Consider the following 16,426-nt stretch of genomic DNA (forward strand, 5'->3'; position numbering starts at 1 on the left):
CGTGACCAGCTACTTTTCCTACCTTGGTCTACAACCTTCTCCAGAGCAGCTTGTCCAGCGGTTTGGACTTGAGCTGGATAAGCTGATGACGCTGGACTTAAACCTGACTGGGCGTCCCTCGTATCTGTACTCGCGCGAGCGGAACATGTCACGGGAAGCGAGTTCAACCGCTTTTGCACAGCTTCTCTTGAAATCAATTGCCCCGAACGATGTCGCCATCCTTGTAACCGGGTGGCCGGTTAGATCAATGATTGACATTTCGATCGGCGAGGCCGATGGGCCGATCGGGGCAGCGGCCATTGCGCGTGCTCTTCACTTGACGATCGGCGCATTATCCCTTGCGATGGCTCCCGCGCCTTTGGCTGCACAAGTTGCAGCAGCATTTAGATCTGCAGGTGCCACGATCATCGATTTTGACGCGTTCAGAAGGCTTGTAAAGGGGCAGGAAAGGCTCTTTGGCGTTGCGGTCGTAGGGTTAGATATTGATCGCGATCTGTCGGATTATTTTGCCAAACTTTTGCAAGATCTCGAGCCGAAAGCGGTCATAGCGATTGAGCACTACGGTTTTTCGGCTGAGGGCAAGGCGTATCATGCGACCGGTCATCTTGTAGAACCAGGAATAGCGCTCACGCATTCTTTATTCGATCAGGCCATGGCCAAGGGCCTGATTTGTGGTTCGTGTGTCGACAATCCCAATGAGGCTGGAACCAGCCGTCTTCACGATGCTCGCGTTAAGCATCCACCCATGAGAAACGACTTCGCTAACCTTCTCGTGGGAAGCTCTGCTAATAACGCAGCCTTTGCACTGTGTGCCGCGCTTGCAGGATTGTCCGCTACGCCGACAGCGGCTTTTCCCGGTAGTTTGGATGAAGCTGGGATCGCAGCAACGTTGGCCCATGGAGCGATAGATCCATTCAGCGGAACCGCTGATCCATCGTTCGGCGTCGATACGGTTGAGAGACCTTACCATGCGTGGATAGCAGATCTTATGGGCCGGCTCGCCAAGGGATACTGCGCCGCGGCCGCAATAAACAGCAATCCATAGGCAACGCCTCAATGGAGATGGTCGCAACAGCAACTGCACTGGTTGCGGCAGCATTCGTGTGTCGTCGTGTGACCATTTTGGGGCGTGCACGGGCGGCCCGGCCGAGATCCACCGCCTAAAAGGCCGCCCGGGCATAAGAGCGTGTTTCGACTATTGCCGTCCACTCAGACGGTGTCTCGAGGGTAGGACTGGAGCGCTTGGTATTTCGGGTCCGGTACTGCACGTCGAAGCGCGCCAGAACCAAAAAGCAGGCTGCTTGACCTACCAAAAAGGTCTTTTGGTAACGTCTGAAAGCGTCTTCTGAAATCGACAACTTCTTTGCGGGTGCGGATTACCGCGGGGCCGCGTGCTCGGCGGCGGGCGCTGCCCGCCGCTTCACTTTGGTGCCGCGAGGGGAGCCCCCTCCCACACATCTCGCATTCGACAGCAGGATTGTAATCATCGCTGTGGGTACCATCTAGCCATTTTGTGGCGGATCGACACAATCCATCTCTAAATGGCTAATGTTAGCGATTAGACCGGCTTCTCGCCCTTAACGGTCAACCGCCGTAGGACGCGGCGCGCACCGGAATCGAAGGCGCTTCGAGCGTGACTGAGGCAGCGATTGTCCCAAATAATCACGTCGTGCGGTCTCCACTCGTGCTCCAAGATGAACTCGGGTTTCGTTGCGTGTTCCCAGAGTTGCTCTTGTAAAAGGTAGGCTTCTTCCTCGCCGAGATCTTGGATGTGGGTAGTGCCGCGGCTTCCCAAGAAGAGCGCCTTGCGCCCCGTCTCCGGATGCGTGCGTACGACCGGGTGAATTGCACTCGGATCGGTTGAATTCGTGTTGTTGTCAAATTTGACGCCACTATCGCCATGCTTGGCTCGCAGCCCCTCCGCCTTGTCTCTTAAGGCCTGGGGCAAGGTGTCATAGGCGGTATACATATTGGAAAATCGGGTGTTGCCGCCGGCCTCGACTGGTGGGATCTCTTCTCCGTAGATAACAGTGGCCGATGCCGGATATTCGAAGACCGACATATCGGTGTGCCAAACCGCTTCGCCCGCCCCGCCCCGCCCGATGGCCTTCCCTTCCACGACGACGTTGGAGACGACATGGATCTCGGGCAGCAGGCCCGTGCGGTCGTAATCGAATTGTGGCACGATGTGCGGTTCGCCGAAGCACCGTGCTAGTGCGACGAGCTGCTCATCGGTGAGCTTCTGCCCTCGAAAAACGAGAAGCAGGTGCTCGAGCCAGGCTTTACGCAACTGGGATACGATGTGTTCTGAGAGAGGGACCGAGAGGTCGACGCCACGCACTTCTGCCCCAAGAGGCCCGCCGGTCGGCACAATGGTGATGCTGCCTTCGAGTGCGGTCATCGGTGCACTCGTCTTACTCCCGAGCATCTTTTCGGGACTCGTGTTCATGATAAGATCTCCTGTACGCGCTCAAGATTGATAATCCACGCTCATACGACATGTTTAGACATGTGTACATGACGGTGTGTTGCACAGTTCCGTGACAGTGAGATGACAGTTCGAAAGAGACATTACGCGAAACCGAAGAAGAGACAGGACTGAAGCTGGAAGCACTCTACTCAGCCGAAATTTGCGAGCAGTTCTATGAAGCGGCTCGTGATGCGATTACGCTGACGCCTGTATTTGTCGCGTACGCGCCTTCAGGCTACTGCGTGGTTCGGCTCATCGACGAACACAGCGATTCCCTTGGTTGGCGCTCTAAGGAAGTGGCCTCTTTGCTTCCGTTCTCTGGTCAACGATCCAATCCTCACATATCAAGAGTGAATTCGTCGATAGAGAGCCCCTATTGGGCATCCGGACCTAAGATAACCAACTCTACTGAAATCCCTATTTTGATCTTTACTGAAGTCGTCTTCTGAAATCGACACATCTCCACGTGTCCCTCTCGATCTGTCATTTCGATGTCACGGAACTGTGCAACACACCGCCATGTACACATGTCTAAACATGATTCATGTTGACGGCTACGGGTATTGCCTCATGGCGGCTACGCCGAACGGCTGCACGCCGCCTGCCATATTCTCGACGAGGCGGGGCTTTCGCGGTCCCAGCCGAAGACCCTGGCGCAAACGGAGCAGAACCATGCCCCTCTCGCCGCTCATTGAAACCGTCGATCTCGGCTGCTCGTATCATGTCGGCGGGCTGGTTGCGAAACATCACCGAATCGCAGCCGTCATCGGCATCGATCTTGCGATCGCCCGCGGCGAGACCGTCGCCCTGGTCGGCGAGAGCGGCTGCGGCAAGAGCACGCTCGGACGCCTCCTGCTCGGCATCGAGCGGCCGAATGCCGGACGCGTCGTGTTCGACGGCCAGGATCTCGCCGCCGCGAGGGATCGCGAACGCCGGCGTCTGCGCGCCCGCATGCAACTCGTCTTTCAGAATACACTGACGGCGCTCAACCCGCGTATGGCGGTCGGTCTGCAAATCGTCGAGCCGTTTGCCATTCACGGCGACCACCTTCGCCGGCAGCAGGAGGCTTCGCTCGACCGGCTGATGTCGGATGTCGGGTTTGGTCGGGACCTTGCCGACCGCTTTCCGCACCAGCTTTGCGGCGGTCAGCGACAACGCGTCGTCATCGCCCGTCCGGCATATCGCCGACCGCGTTGCGGCAATGTATCTCGGCCGGATCGTCGAGAGCGGTCCGACCGCAGAGGTGCTGGCCGCGCCAGCGCATCCCTATACCCGCGCGCTGGTTGCTTCCGTCCCGCGGCTCTCGCACGGCGGCGCACATCCAAAGTCCCGTCCTGCAAGGTTGCGCGGCGAGCCTCCCAATCCGGCCGCCATTCCCGATGGCTGTCCTTTCCATCCGCGCTGCCCATCGGCGGATGATCTTTGCCCGCGAGAGCGCCCTGCGCTCGCGACGGTGGCACCGGGCCGCACGGCCGCCTGCCATTTCGCTGCCAGCCCTATTTCATCCAAGTCGCAAACCGTTCCCGAACCTGCGAGGCTTTCCTGATGCACGTCATCACCTACAACATCCAGTACGGCAAAGGCCGCGACGGCCGTTACGACATCGACCGCACCGCCGACGCGCTGATCAGCGCCGACATCATCGGCCTGCAGGAGGTGGAGGCCTATTGGGAGCGCTCCGGCAATATTCATCAGGTCCAGCGAATCACTGATCGTCTCGGTGGATATCACGCCGTCTTCGGCGCCACAGTCGATATCCATAAGAGCCTGGAAGGACGCGAGGTGCGACGTCAGTTCGGCAATGCCATTCTGTCGCGCTGGCCGATCATCACCACGCGCACCTTCCTGTTTCCCAAACTGGGACCGGCCAACGGCCATTCCATCCAGCGCGGCCTGACTGAAGCAACGATAGACACGCCAATCGGTCTGCTTCGTGTCTATACCAGCCACTTCTCCCACCTGTGCGATGAAGAGCGGATGGAGCATGCCCGCATCACCCTCGACGTTCACCGCCGCGCAGTCGTCGAAGGGCCGGTCTCGGGCGGCGATCATCGGGATATCTCTTGGCTGGAGGAGCTGCCGCCGTCCGTGCCATCCGAGGCGATCCTGATGGGCGACCTCAACCTGACACCAGACGGACCGGTCTATCCCGTTTTGGTGGGACCGACGAGCCCTCAATACGGCCGCCTTATACAACCGGACTGCTTTGTGGATGCTTGGACAGCTGCCGGGCATGCCGAGGATAGCGGTCCGACGTTCTACACGGACTGGATGGCCAAGACGGGCTGGCGCGTCGACTACATGCTGGTTACGCCGGGCCTGAAGGACAGGGTGAAGTCTGCCGAAGTGCTAACTGCCGATGCCTCCGATCACCAGCCACTTGCCGTCACCTTTGGCTGAAGGGTGACGGAAATGGCCCGCTTCGCCATCATCAAGGCGCTCAGAGCGATCATCACGCTGTGGGCCATCATGACCTTCACCTTCATCGTGCTTCGGCTCACGGGCGATCCGGCTCTGGAGCTGCTGCCGGACAACGCAACCGCGGACATCATCGCGCTGTTCAACAAGAAATGGGGCCTCGACCAGCCGATATGGCGGCAATATCTGCTTTATGTCTCCAACCTGGTGCAGGGCGACTTTGGCCAATCGCTCGCTACCGGACGCCAGGCGGTGGAAGTCGTCGCGGAAAGGGTCGGCGCGACGTTGACCCTGACCGGCACGGCCTTTCTGCTCGTGCTCCTCATTGGCATCCCGGGCGGCGTTATCGCCGCCCTTAACCGTGGCCGGCCGCTCGACCGGATCATGATGCTCTTCTGTTCGATGGGCTATAGCCTGCCGAACTTCGTTCTCGGCGTGACGCTGATTTTCATCTTTGCCGTTGCCTTGCGGTGGCTGCCGAGTTCCGGAAGTGCAACACCGCGCATCTGATCTTGCCTATGACGACGCTTGGATTTGCGGGTGCGGCGGTCATCGCTCGCTTCACGCGCTCGGCAGTCCTCGACGTGCTCCAGCAGCCCTATGTGCGTGCGGCGATGGCTGCGGGCGAAACGCGTTATGAGGCAATCGTCAACCACGTCCTGCCGAATGCCGCGATCCCGATCATCACCATCATCGGTTTTTCACTCGGCGGGCTGATCGGCGGTTCGATTATTGTCGAGCAGGTCTTTGGCTGGCCGGGCATCGGTCGCCTGCTCGTCGAAGTCGTCGGCCTGCGCGACCTCGCTGTGGTACAGGCGCTCGTCATGCTCTTCGCCACCACGATGACGCTCGCCAATCTCAGCGTCGACATCGCCTATGGCCTCCTCAACCCGAAGATATACAGGAGGTCTTCGTGAGCACTCTTGATCTCGGCCAAGTCCGCACCCGCAAACGTGTGCACCGCGAAGCCATTCTCCTGACGATCCTGTTGGCGCTCGCCTGGATCGCGCTCATCATCCTCTTGTCGATCGCTGCACCGCTGGTTGCGCCTTACGGCTATGCAGACCAGCAGCCGATGCTACGCCTGCGCCCGCCCGCGATCCTCGGCCATGACAATCCCTTTCTCTTCGGTAGCGACAATCTGGGGCGCGACGTATTCAGTCGCACCCTCTACGGCATTCGCTATTCGATCATCATCGCGCTTTCAGGAACGCTGATCAGCACCTTCATTGGCGTAGCGATGGGCATGCTCGCCGCCCGGCTGCGCGGCTGGTGGGAAGAGACGATCATGATGCTGGTCGACATCCAGGCATCACTGCCCTTCATCATCTTCGCGATCACGATCGTCGCATTCTTCGGCAAGGGGTTCTGGCTGCTGGCGGTCATCGTCGGACTTGCCGGCTGGGGACGCTATGCTCGCCTGGCACGCGGCCTCGTCCTCGATGCCGAGACGGTCGGTTATGCCGCTGCGCTAAGAGTGCTCGGGGCCGGCTCGTCCCGCATCTATATCAGGCATATCCTTCCCAACATCGTCAGCGCCCTCGTCGTACAGATGACGCTGAATTTCCCGGAGGTCATCCTGCTGGAGACAGGTATGAGCTTCCTCGGCCTCGGCGTCCAACCGCCGCTGACCTCGCTCGGCCTGCTGATTAACGAAAGTCGCAACTATCTCATGCTGGCTTGGTGGATGGCCGCCGTCCCTGGTGCGGTAATTGTGCTCACCACGCTGTCGATCAGCCTTCTTGGCGACTGGCTCCGAGACGTGATGGACACAAAACTACGCTGAGCGGATCGAAAGCAGGTCATGCTTCAAGTCGCCGGCCCAGCAGACGTTGCCAAATAGACACGCATTGCAGCCTCACGTTCAGGCTCCTGAAAATCGCATTTCGTCTCACTGAACTTGCGGTGATCAGAGGTAGTGGCTTCAATTATCGAAATATACAGAAACGCGAGCGGCCGAAAAACGCGCGACGCTGTAGTCGATCGGCGTCTGGTCGATCGTTTTCAGACTTTGGACTTCGAGGATGGGTTCGGTTCTTGGCTGTTGAAGCCGTCGGGCCTCTTCAGACGAAGGCAAACGCGCTTCTATGTGACAATGAGCGCGTCGTGTATTTTCATATCCGAAGAGCCGATAGACTTCAGTGATGCAGGAAAAGCTGGAGATCCGCTCGAGTGCGCCTGGAAAAAGTCGCGAAGGCAAATGATGCCGTGAAACTGAGATCGTCAGGCCGCTTGCCTTACCAACCGTATCGAAGACGAGAACGGGCTCACCTACCGGAATCTGCAGCCGATTTGCGATGTCCGTCGATGCAGACACCTCAAATTTCGCAAGAATCTCTGCTGCGGGCACCAAACTCGCATCGCGAAGGTTGGCCATGAAGGAAGACTCGGCGCCAAGTCCGTACTGAATGCGACGCTCCACGAAGGCGCCCCGGCCACGCTCGATACGCAGCACGCCTTTATTCTGTAGCTCTGCCAATGCCCTTCGGACCGTTGTCCTGGTGACTCCAAAATGGGGTGCAAGGATATTTTCGCCCGGTAGCTTTTCCCCAACCCTGAACGCGCCGGCATCGATTTCCTTCAAGATCATCAGTTCGATCTGCCTCCACCGCGGCAGGTCGTTCATCAACTCGTGGCTCGTCTCATTCAACATCGTGTCTCTTTCGAATTGTCATCTCACTGTCATGAAACTGTGCGACATGCACCTTCATGTACACATGTCTAAACATGTTGTGAATTCTAGCCCGTTCGCGCGCCTTCGACAACTATGGATTTCGTATCATGGTAACTATGCCGAGCCCAGCCGTCCCCTCCGAGGCTATCCGTCCGCAACCTAACGGATCGAAGGTTGAAACATCGACCCAAGGACAGCTGGGCGAGCCGTTGTTTCGCGCCGCTACACTGTCACCAACAGATCCAGCCGCCATAGATGAAGCCCGCGTAACAATTCTGCTGCCGCTGGGCAGCAAGCCAGAGCCGTTTGTAATCGTCCAGCAAATGGAGGGCGACCGCCAATGAACCTGCAACTCAGCAATGCACGGATCGTCCAGGAAGATCGAGTTGTCGAAGGTGGCCTGGAAATTGAGGACACAATGGTGTCGTCGATCGGCGCAGCAACAACGGGCCGGATCAGTGTGCTCGATTGCGAGGGCGACTTCCTGCTGCCCGGCCTGATCGACCTGCACACGGATAATGTTGAAAAGTTCATGCACCCACGGCCGGGTGTCCAATGGCCCGCACCGCTCGCCGCGGTGCTTGCACACGATTGGGAACTGCTCGGAGCTGGCATCACGACGGTGCTCGATGCGCTGTCGCTCGGCGACTACGACAGCGGCGGCGCCCGCACCGCCATGCTGAACGAGGCGATCGACGGAATGACTGAGGCGCGCGCCGCCGGTCTCCTCAAGGCCGATCATTATTTTCACTTTCGCTGCGAACTCTCCGATTCGGCCATGCTGACGCTCGTTGAGCGGCACGTCGACAATCCTGGCCTGCGGCTCATCAGCATGATGGATCACACGCCCGGCCAGCGGCAGTGGCAGAATCTGACGCTCTATCGCGAGTTCCGCCGCAAGAAGAACGCTCGCGTCTGGACGGAGGACGAATTCGCGCTCTATATCACCGAACGCCGCGAGCACCAGCAGCAATATGTCCCGTCGGGCCGCTCGACGATCGGACAGCTGTGCCGCGAGCGCAATATCCGCATTGCCAGTCACGACGACACGACTGCGGCGGACGTCGATCAATCGCACGCGGACGGCATCACAATCAGCGAGTTTCCGACGACGATCGAGGCGGCGAGCCGCGCCCGCGGACTCGGCATGAAGATCGTCATGGGTTCGCCGAACATCATCCTCGGCGGTTCGCATTCCGGCAATGTCAGTGCGATGGAGCTCGCCGACAAGGGGCTGCTCGACGTGCTGACCTCCGACTACGTGCCGGGAAGTCTGCTGCATGCGGCGTTCGCGCTGGCGGCCAAAGGCTTCGATCTTCCGGAAGCGGTCGCGATGGTGACGAAGAACCCCGCCGACTTGCTTGGCTTTACCGATCGCGGCCGCATTGCTCCTGGCCTGCGCGCCGACCTCATCCGTGTGCGCCTCGTCGAGGGCGTGCCGGTGATCCGCAACATCTGGGTCGCCGGTCGACAATATCTCTAACGGGCGTACGAGCGAAAAAAGGAACAAGAATGATGAGTTCGAAAACGGAGATGCAAGCCGAACCGGCTGCCGTCGCGCAGCGTTGCGACTGGCTCGGTGTTTTGTCCCGCAGTGTCGGCAGTGAGCTTGAAGCCTTGGCCACCGAGGTGGTGAGCGGCGCGACGTTTGGATGGCTGCGGACTCCGCATGTCGGCCTGGTGATGGTTCGAGGTCGCGCCGGTGGGACGGGCAATGTGTTCAACCTCGGCGAGATGACTGTGACCCGCGCCTCGGTCCAGCTCGATGACGGTACGGTCGGGCACGGTTACGTGCAGGGACGCGACAAGCGCCAGGCGGAACTGGCGGCGATTATTGATGCGCTACTGCAGCAGCAGGTCCGCCATGACGAGATCATGGCAAAGGTCGTCGAGCCGCTGCGCCAAAAAGCGGAAGCGCGGCGGGTCGAGAAGAGCCGCAAGGCCGCGTCCACCAAAGTCGATTTCTTCACCATGGTTCGCGGGGAGGACCCGGCGTGACGATACAATCCTCAGCACCATCCGTGCGTGCCATTTCCCCCGCCGGCGCTTCGCTGAAGCCCGGTTTCGCCGATCCGATCTTCGACGCCCAGGCGGTGTTTCGCGCCGCATTGGTTGCGACGTCCTATCCAGGCCGCGTCATCCCGCTCGATCGCAACCTGGCGGCGCCGCAGCCCTTCTCATCGGCAACCGCGGCCCTCTGTCTGACATTGATGGATTTTGAGACGCCGGCTTGGCTCGACCGGCGGGCGGCATCCGGCGAGGCGACCGCGTGGCTTCGTTTTCATTGCAGCCTGCCGCTGACCGAGACTGCCGCAGAAGCTCGCTTTGCCATCGTCTCCGATCCGGCGAACCTGCCGCGCCTCCGCGAACTCAATCCAGGCGACGTCGAATATCCCGACCGTTCGACGACGCTCATCATTCAGGTCCCTTCCTTGACCGATGGGCCGACAACGACCTGGACCGGTCCAGGCATCAACGGAAGCATTAAGGTCGGTATTGCGGGACTGCCGTTCCGGTTCTGGGAGGACTGGGATCTGAACAGCGAACTCTATCCGCGCGGCATCGACGTGATTTTCACATCCGGCAACGCCGTGGTCGGTCTGCCACGTACCATCAAAGTGGAGGCTTAAAATGTATGTTGCCGTCAAAGGTGGCGAGCAAGCCATCCTCAATACCCACAAGCTGATCTCTGAGACGCGTCGAGGCGATCCTGCGATCGCTGAACTGACGCTGACCCAGATCAGCGAGCAGTTCGGGCTCGCCGTCGATCGGGTGATGGCGGAGGGCTCTGTTTACGACCGCCAGCTCGCCGCGCTGGCATTGAAGCAGGCGCAGGGTGATGCAATGGAGGCGATCTTCCTCCTTCGTGCCTATCGCACCACACTGCCGCGCATCGCCATGTCGGAACCGATCGACACATCGAGAATGACGATCCGCCGGCGCATCTCGGCGACGTTCAAGGATCTTCCCGGCGGGCAGGTGCTTGGCCCGACTTACGACTATACGCATCGTCTACTCGACTTCGCACTTGCCGCGGACGGTATTGAGCGGGTGCAGGCGGCGCCGGCCGCCGAACCGCTCGACCAGCTCGTGCCGCGCGTCGTAGACTTTCTCGGTAATGAAGGCGTGATCCAGGACGAGAGGGATGACGGCCAGGACGAGGTCTTCGATCTGACCCGCCAGCCAATGAGCTTTCCGGCGGGCCGCGATCAACGCCTGCAAAATCTCGCGCGCGCCGATGAGGGCTTTCTGCTCGGTCTCGCCTACTCGACCACCCGCGGTTACGGCTACAACCATCCCTTCGTCGGCGAACTCAGGCTCGGAGAGGTGACTGTCGAAATCGTTCCCGAAGAGCTCGGGTTCCCCATCGCGGTCGCGGACGTCACCGTCACCGAGTGCCAGATGATCAACAGCTTCCGAGGAAGCGCGGAGCAGCCGCCGCAATTTACGCGCGGCTACGGTCTGACCTTTGGCCATAATGAACGCAAGGCCATGTCCATGTCGCTGGTTGATCGGGCGATGCGATCCCGCGAACTCGGCGAAGACGTACGTCACCCCGCCCAGGATGAGGAGTTCGTCCTCTCTCATACGGACAACGTCGAGGCAAACGGGCTCGTAACGCACTACAAGCTGCCGCACTACGTCGACTTTCAGGCGGAACTGCAGCTCGTGCGGCAATTGCAGACAGAATACGAGGCTGCCCGCGCGGCTGCACAGAGCAAGGAGGCGGCTGAGTGATGAGCGACATGACCACAAACTACGGCGACGACGGCTATAACTTCGCCTATCTCGACGAGCAGACCAAGCGGATGATCCGTCGGACGCTGCTCAAAGCCCTCTCAATCCCCGGATATCAGGTCCCGTTCGGCGGTCGTGAGATGCCGCTCGCCTCTGGGTGGGGCACAGGGGGGATTCAGATTACGGCAAGTGTCCTCGGCCCGGATGACCGCCTGAAGGTGATTGACCAGGGCGCGGACGACACCACCAACGCCGTTTCCATCCGCCGCTTTTTCCAGACGGTCGCCGACATCGCCGTCACCGAATCCACCGAGGAAGCAACCATAATCCAGACCCGCCACCGAGTACCGGAGGCACCGCTTACGGAAGGTCAGATACTTGTCTATCAGGTTCCCGAACCTGAACCTTTGCGCAAGCTGATCCCGCGCGAGAGCGAAACTCGCAAAATGCATGCCTATGCCGAGTACGGCGCCATGCAGGTAACGCTCTATGAGGACATCGCCCGTTTTGGTCGCATCGCCAAGACTTATGACTATCCGGCGATGATCAATGGCCGGTTTCTCATATCACCATCGCCGATCCCGAAGTTTGATAATCCCAAGATGGCAAACAACCCCGGTATTCAGTTTTGGGGTGCCGGCCGAGAAAAGCGCATCTATGCCGTGCCGCCATACACCTCAGTGCACAATCTCGACTTTGACGATCATCCATTCGAAGTCCAGACCTGGCAAGGCTGCTGCTCGCTCTGCGGTTCGACAGTGAGCTACCTCGATGAGGTGATCACCGACGACAAGGGGTCGCGCATGTTCGTCTGCTCCGACACCGATTTCTGCAACACCCGTCAGGCTGAGGCCCCGGCACAAACGAAGGTCGCCGGAGGGCAGTCATGACCATGAATGCGATCCAAAAGCTGGCTCCGAAACCGCCGCTTCTCGAAGTCTCCGGGCTTTGCAAATCCTATGGCGGCCAGATCGGCTGCCGCGATATTTCCTTCACGATCCGGCCCGGGGAAGTACTCGGCATTGTCGGCGAAAGCGGGTCGGGAAAATCGACGCTGCTCGCCTGCCTCTCCGGCCAGCTGGCGCCGGATGCCGGCACGATCACCTATGACATGCAGGGTCGCGGTCCCGTCGACATTCTGACGCTCTCCGAGCCCGAGCGGCGCCGGTTGGCCCGTACCGATTGGGGCATCGTCCACCAGAACCCGCGCGACGGCTTGCGCATGGATGTGAGTGCCGGCGGCAATATCGGCGAGCGGCCGATGGCGATCGGCGCCCGCCACTACGGCAACATCCGCGCAGAGGCGCAGGACTGGCTGAAGAAGGTCGAGATCGACCTTGCCCGCACCGACGACCAACCACGCACCTTCTCCGGGGGCATGCAGCAACGCCTGCAGATCGCCCGCAATCTCGTCACCCGACCGCGGCTCGTCTTCATGGACGAACCGACCGGCGGCCTCGATGTCTCGGTGCAGGCACGTCTGCTCGACCTCTTGCGCGGGTTGGTGCGCGAGCTTGGCGTCGCCGCCATCATCGTCACTCACGATCTTGCCGTCGTGCGCCTGCTCGCCGATCGGTTGATGGTCATGCAGCGCGGCCGCGTCATCGAACAGGGCCTGACCGACCAGGTGCTCGATGACCCCCATCATCCCTACACGCAACTGCTCGTTTCCTCGGTCCTGCAGGTTTGAGACGAAAGGATATCCCATGACCATTCGTTTGCACGCCCAGGGCCTCGCCAAGACATTCACGCTCCATACCCAGGGCGGCATCGTCCTGCATGTATTCGACAACATCGAGCTTGTGGTGAAGTCCGGCGAGTGTGTCTGCCTGCACGGGCCGTCCGGCGCCGGCAAATCGACGCTTCTGCGCTCGCTCTATGCCAATTACAAGCCGGACGCCGGCAAAATCCTCGTCCAGCACAAGGGCGACATGGTAGATCTCCTGGTTGTCGATCCTTGGGAAGTGGTTGAAATTCGCCGCTTGACGATCGGCTATGTCAGCCAGTTCCTGCGCGTCATCCCGCGCGTCAGTGCCCTTGACGTCGTCGCGGAACCGGCGATCGCCAACGGCCTGCCGGCCGAAAAGGCCAAGGCGCTCGCCCAGACCCTGTTGACCCGTTTGCGCATTCCCGAGCGCCTCTGGTCGTTGGCACCGGCCACCTTCTCCGGTGGCGAGCAACAGCGTGTCAACATCGCCCGGGGCTTCATCGTCAACTATCCGATCCTGCTGCTCGACGAACCGACCGCGTCGCTCGACGGGGCCAACCGGCAGACCGTAATCGCGCTGATCAATGAAGCCAAGACGCGCGGCGCGGCAATCGTCGGCATTTTCCACGATGCCGAGGTTCGCGAGGCGGTCGCAGACAGATTATTCGAAGTTACCCCTCGCTCGTCGGAATCGACAACGCGTTCGATACCGGAGCCGACCCGCGCATGAAAGCGCGGCCGGCAAAGCAAAAGCGCGTTCGTCAGTTCTGCAGTCTGTCATTCATCTGTCACGCTACCATGCGAACGCTCTTATGTAGACATGTCTAAACAAGTTGCAAGCCTGAGCTTCCACCAATTTTGGCTACCGAGGAAATCGCGCCATGAACATCAGCCGCCGGAACTACCTGAAGGCAATGAGTGCCGTTCCACTGCTTGGCACTATCGCACCGCAAATTGTCCACGCCCAGACCCGAACCGATTTGATCATTGCGGTTCAGGATAATCCGCCACAACTCGATCCTCTCAGGCTCGGTACCAACGTCACCCACCGGGTTACAGCGGGCATCTACGATACGCTGATCCGTATCGATCGCCGTAACGGCGACCGCATGGTTCCCGGACTTGCGGAGTCTTGGCATCAGATCGATCCCCGCACCTGGGACGTCGTCATTCGGAAAGGCGTCCGCTTCCACGACGGGTCGGTCATGACCACTGAAGACGTAGCCTACACGTTTGGGCCGGAACGCATGTTGACAGAAGGACTTCCGGGGCAAAGCGTTTCCCGGCAGTTTTTCAGCGGGCTGGAAAAGGTCGTCGCCCTCGACGACAACACCGTCCGCTTTGTTACCAAACAACCCGATCCGCTTTTCGAATTCAGGCTGTCCAACTGGGCAAGTCAGATCATCAGCAAGGCTGCGTTCCAGAAGGTTGGTGACTGGGACAAATGGGCGCTTTCGCCGGTCGGTACTGGCCCTTATCGCGTTGCCGAAGTCAGTGCTGGCGACCGCATCCGGCTTGTCGCCCACGATCAGTACTGGGGCGGCCAGCCGCCATTTTCTTCGCTGACCTTCAAGGTCATGCCGGAAGCCGCAAGCCGTGTCAACGCGCTGGCGGCCGGGGACGTTCATATCATCACCGAAGTCACCCCGGATCAGATCGCGACGATCAAGGGACATGAAAACCTCGACGTCGTTGGCGGGGGGACCAACAATACCCGCGTTGTGAACTACGGCACGCTCGGCGGACCGCTTAAAGACGTCCGTCTCCGCAGAGCGCTCAACCTTTCGATCGACCGAAAGGCCATTGCCGAACAGCTGGTTGCCGGGCTAGTGGGCGTTCCGCGAGGGTTCCAGTGGCAGGCCTATGGCGACATGTTCATTGAGAATTTTCCAATGCCGGCATACGATCCCGATGCCGCAAGGAAGCTCCTTTCCGAAGTGGGCTATACCGGCGCCCCGATCGAATATCGAACACTTAACAATTACTACGCCGGCCAACTCGATACGGCGCAGGCGCTGCAACAGATGTGGCAAGAAGTCGGCCTCAACGTTCAGCTCAAGATTTGCGATAATTGGACTCAGGTCTTCGCTCAACCGAACCATGCTATCTTCGACGGTTCGGTCTCCTCGCTCTATCCGGACGTGATGGGATCACTCTGGCACTCTTATGGGCCGAACGGCTTTATTCGCTACCAGGCCAAGAGCTGGAGCAGCACGGAGTTCGACGCGATTGGCGAAAAACTTCAAACGCTGACCGACCGCACTGAGCGCCGCAAGCTCCACGAGCGCGTGCTGGAAATCTTCGCCGAAATCGATCCGCCTGGCACGGTGCTCTACGAAACGCCGATGCTCTACGGCAAGCGGCGGGATGTCGCTTGGACGCCGTATCGCATTCCGATGATGGACTTTGGTCCGTTCAACATGCCCGCATAGGGTAGCATATGCTTGCTGCGGCATCATGCGTCGATTGGGTCGCATGATGCCCATCCATTCAATCCATGCGCCGTGTTCCGAGGTCGATTGAGGCTGCCGGTGGCGGTGCTACTGCTAGGCAATCTCCCATGATCATAGCGCATCTTACCGATCTTCATATCCGCGAAGCGGGCAAACCCTTGGCTTCCGGAAACGCAGATTACACTGCCATGGCGGCACAAGCGTTCGAGCGCGTCGCCAATATGAATCCAAGGCCGGATATGATGGTCATCACCGGCGATCTGGCTGATAGCGGCCAAATCGGTGAATATCAGCGACTCAAGGAGATGACCGAGGCGTTGCCGTTCCCGGTGCATATGGTCCTTGGCAACCACGACATCCGCGAGAATTTTCTGTGCGTTTTTCCGGAGATGAAAGGCGCCAGCGGTTTTGTTCAGTTTTGCGTCGAGCAGGACAACCTTCGTGTCATTGGGTTGGATACCCTTGTTGAGGGAGAAGGCCTGGGCCGCCTTTGCTCCGAACGACTGTCCTACCTTCGGGATCGCCTTCAGGAGCGGCCCGATGTTACCACCCTCATTCTTGTCCATCATCCGCCTTTCGCCTTCGGCGGAGGCATTTACGACGCCGTAAGGCTGATCGACGGAGCGCAAGAACTAGGCGAGATTATCACGGCCAACAAACAGGTCGTTCGTCTCCTCTGCGGTCATCATCACCGCGCGATCGACTGCCTGTGGAATGGAACGCTCGCATCGGTAGCGCCGGCGGTTGTAAGCTCTGGCCATCTTCAGCTGGGCGACGTTCGCGTCTTCAAAAATATCAATGAGCCCCCGGCATTCAAACTTCACGTGCTGGTCCCTGGAAGCGGCTTCGTGTCGCACACCGTCTTCGTCAAAGATTTCGGTCCGGCTTACGAGAACATCCCAGATCCCAATTACCAGGCGCTGGCTTCCTTGATGAAGCAAACCGCGCTCGAAGCGTCTCGGTAA

General features: G+C 59.6%; 17 protein-coding genes and 1 pseudogene. 16 read left to right on the top strand and 2 right to left on the bottom strand.

What is annotated here, in order from left to right; translation table 11 throughout:
* The first annotated feature begins 1 nt into the window (after position 1).
* Entirely contained in the window at positions 2-1,045 is a 1,044-nt protein-coding gene (locus RB548_RS22575) for a glutamate cyclase domain-containing protein (RefSeq protein ID WP_331375272.1), read from the top strand.
* 513 nt (positions 1,046-1,558) lie between these two features.
* Here RB548_RS22575 and RB548_RS22580 read toward each other — a convergent pair.
* Complete coding sequence (locus RB548_RS22580) at positions 1,559-2,449, bottom strand: TauD/TfdA dioxygenase family protein (RefSeq protein ID WP_331375273.1); 891 nt, start codon at positions 2,447-2,449, stop codon at positions 1,559-1,561.
* 693 nt (positions 2,450-3,142) lie between these two features.
* Between RB548_RS22580 and RB548_RS22585 the strand changes: the two are divergent.
* The 6 genes and pseudogenes from RB548_RS22585 to RB548_RS22610 all read left to right on the top strand — a co-directional run.
* Positions 3,143-3,601, top strand: a pseudogene (locus RB548_RS22585) (ATP-binding cassette domain-containing protein); the annotation flags it as partial.
* Between the two features lie 70 nt (positions 3,602-3,671).
* Complete coding sequence (locus RB548_RS22590) at positions 3,672-4,016, top strand: oligopeptide/dipeptide ABC transporter ATP-binding protein (RefSeq protein WP_331375274.1); 345 nt, start codon at positions 3,672-3,674, stop codon at positions 4,014-4,016.
* Entirely contained in the window at positions 4,016-4,870 is an 855-nt protein-coding gene (locus RB548_RS22595) for an endonuclease/exonuclease/phosphatase family protein (protein ID WP_331375275.1), read from the top strand. The genes RB548_RS22590 and RB548_RS22595 overlap by 1 nt, the downstream gene beginning before the upstream one ends.
* 12 nt (positions 4,871-4,882) lie before the next feature.
* A complete protein-coding gene (locus tag RB548_RS22600; protein WP_331375276.1) occupies positions 4,883-5,398 on the top strand; it encodes an ABC transporter permease in 516 nt (171 codons plus the stop codon).
* A gap of 8 nt (positions 5,399-5,406) precedes the next feature.
* Positions 5,407-5,805, top strand: coding sequence for an ABC transporter permease (locus RB548_RS22605; RefSeq protein WP_331375277.1), 399 nt, complete (start codon positions 5,407-5,409; stop codon positions 5,803-5,805).
* Positions 5,802-6,674, top strand: a complete 873-nt coding sequence (locus RB548_RS22610; protein ID WP_331375278.1) for an ABC transporter permease — start codon at positions 5,802-5,804, stop codon at positions 6,672-6,674. Before RB548_RS22605 ends, RB548_RS22610 begins: the two co-directional genes overlap by 4 nt.
* 138 nt (positions 6,675-6,812) lie before the next feature.
* On the opposite strand, the gene phnF is transcribed toward RB548_RS22610, so the two are convergent.
* Positions 6,813-7,541 (bottom strand): phosphonate metabolism transcriptional regulator PhnF, encoded by a 729-nt coding sequence (gene phnF, locus RB548_RS22615; RefSeq protein WP_331375279.1) that lies wholly within the window; start codon positions 7,539-7,541, stop codon positions 6,813-6,815.
* Positions 7,542-7,902: 361 nt separating this feature from the next.
* Between phnF and RB548_RS22620 the strand changes: the two genes are divergently transcribed.
* From RB548_RS22620 to RB548_RS22660, 9 genes are all read left to right on the top strand, one after another.
* Positions 7,903-9,045 (top strand): alpha-D-ribose 1-methylphosphonate 5-triphosphate diphosphatase, encoded by a 1,143-nt coding sequence (locus tag RB548_RS22620; protein WP_331375280.1) that lies wholly within the window; start codon positions 7,903-7,905, stop codon positions 9,043-9,045.
* Between the two features lie 50 nt (positions 9,046-9,095).
* The gene (phnG, locus tag RB548_RS22625) at positions 9,096-9,560 is read left to right on the top strand and encodes a phosphonate C-P lyase system protein PhnG (protein WP_331375434.1); all 465 of its coding nucleotides are present in this window, start codon (positions 9,096-9,098) and stop codon (positions 9,558-9,560) included.
* A complete protein-coding gene (phnH, locus tag RB548_RS22630; protein WP_331375281.1) occupies positions 9,557-10,192 on the top strand; it encodes a phosphonate C-P lyase system protein PhnH in 636 nt (211 codons plus the stop codon). The genes phnG and phnH overlap by 4 nt, the downstream gene beginning before the upstream one ends.
* A gap of 1 nt (position 10,193) precedes the next feature.
* The gene (locus RB548_RS22635; RefSeq protein WP_331375282.1) at positions 10,194-11,300 is read left to right on the top strand and encodes a carbon-phosphorus lyase complex subunit PhnI; all 1,107 of its coding nucleotides are present in this window, start codon (positions 10,194-10,196) and stop codon (positions 11,298-11,300) included.
* On the top strand, positions 11,300-12,190 hold the full coding sequence (locus tag RB548_RS22640) for an alpha-D-ribose 1-methylphosphonate 5-phosphate C-P-lyase PhnJ (protein ID WP_331375283.1): 891 nt from the start codon (positions 11,300-11,302) through the stop codon (positions 12,188-12,190). The genes RB548_RS22635 and RB548_RS22640 overlap by 1 nt, the downstream gene beginning before the upstream one ends.
* Positions 12,191-12,192: 2 nt before the next feature.
* Positions 12,193-12,990, top strand: a complete 798-nt coding sequence (gene phnK / locus RB548_RS22645; RefSeq protein WP_331375435.1) for a phosphonate C-P lyase system protein PhnK — start codon at positions 12,193-12,195, stop codon at positions 12,988-12,990.
* A 16-nt stretch (positions 12,991-13,006) separates the two neighbouring features.
* On the top strand, positions 13,007-13,738 hold the full coding sequence (gene phnL / locus RB548_RS22650) for a phosphonate C-P lyase system protein PhnL (RefSeq protein ID WP_331375284.1): 732 nt from the start codon (positions 13,007-13,009) through the stop codon (positions 13,736-13,738).
* Between the two features lie 151 nt (positions 13,739-13,889).
* Positions 13,890-15,440, top strand: coding sequence for an ABC transporter substrate-binding protein (locus tag RB548_RS22655; protein ID WP_331375285.1), 1,551 nt, complete (start codon positions 13,890-13,892; stop codon positions 15,438-15,440).
* A 128-nt stretch (positions 15,441-15,568) separates the two neighbouring features.
* Positions 15,569-16,426: a phosphodiesterase gene (locus RB548_RS22660; RefSeq protein ID WP_331375286.1), complete on the top strand. Its 858-nt coding sequence runs from the start codon at positions 15,569-15,571 to the stop codon at positions 16,424-16,426.

Origin of the sequence: Sinorhizobium chiapasense (assembly GCF_036488675.1) — a bacterium.
Taxonomy (GTDB): Bacteria; Pseudomonadota; Alphaproteobacteria; order Rhizobiales; family Rhizobiaceae; genus Sinorhizobium; species Sinorhizobium chiapasense.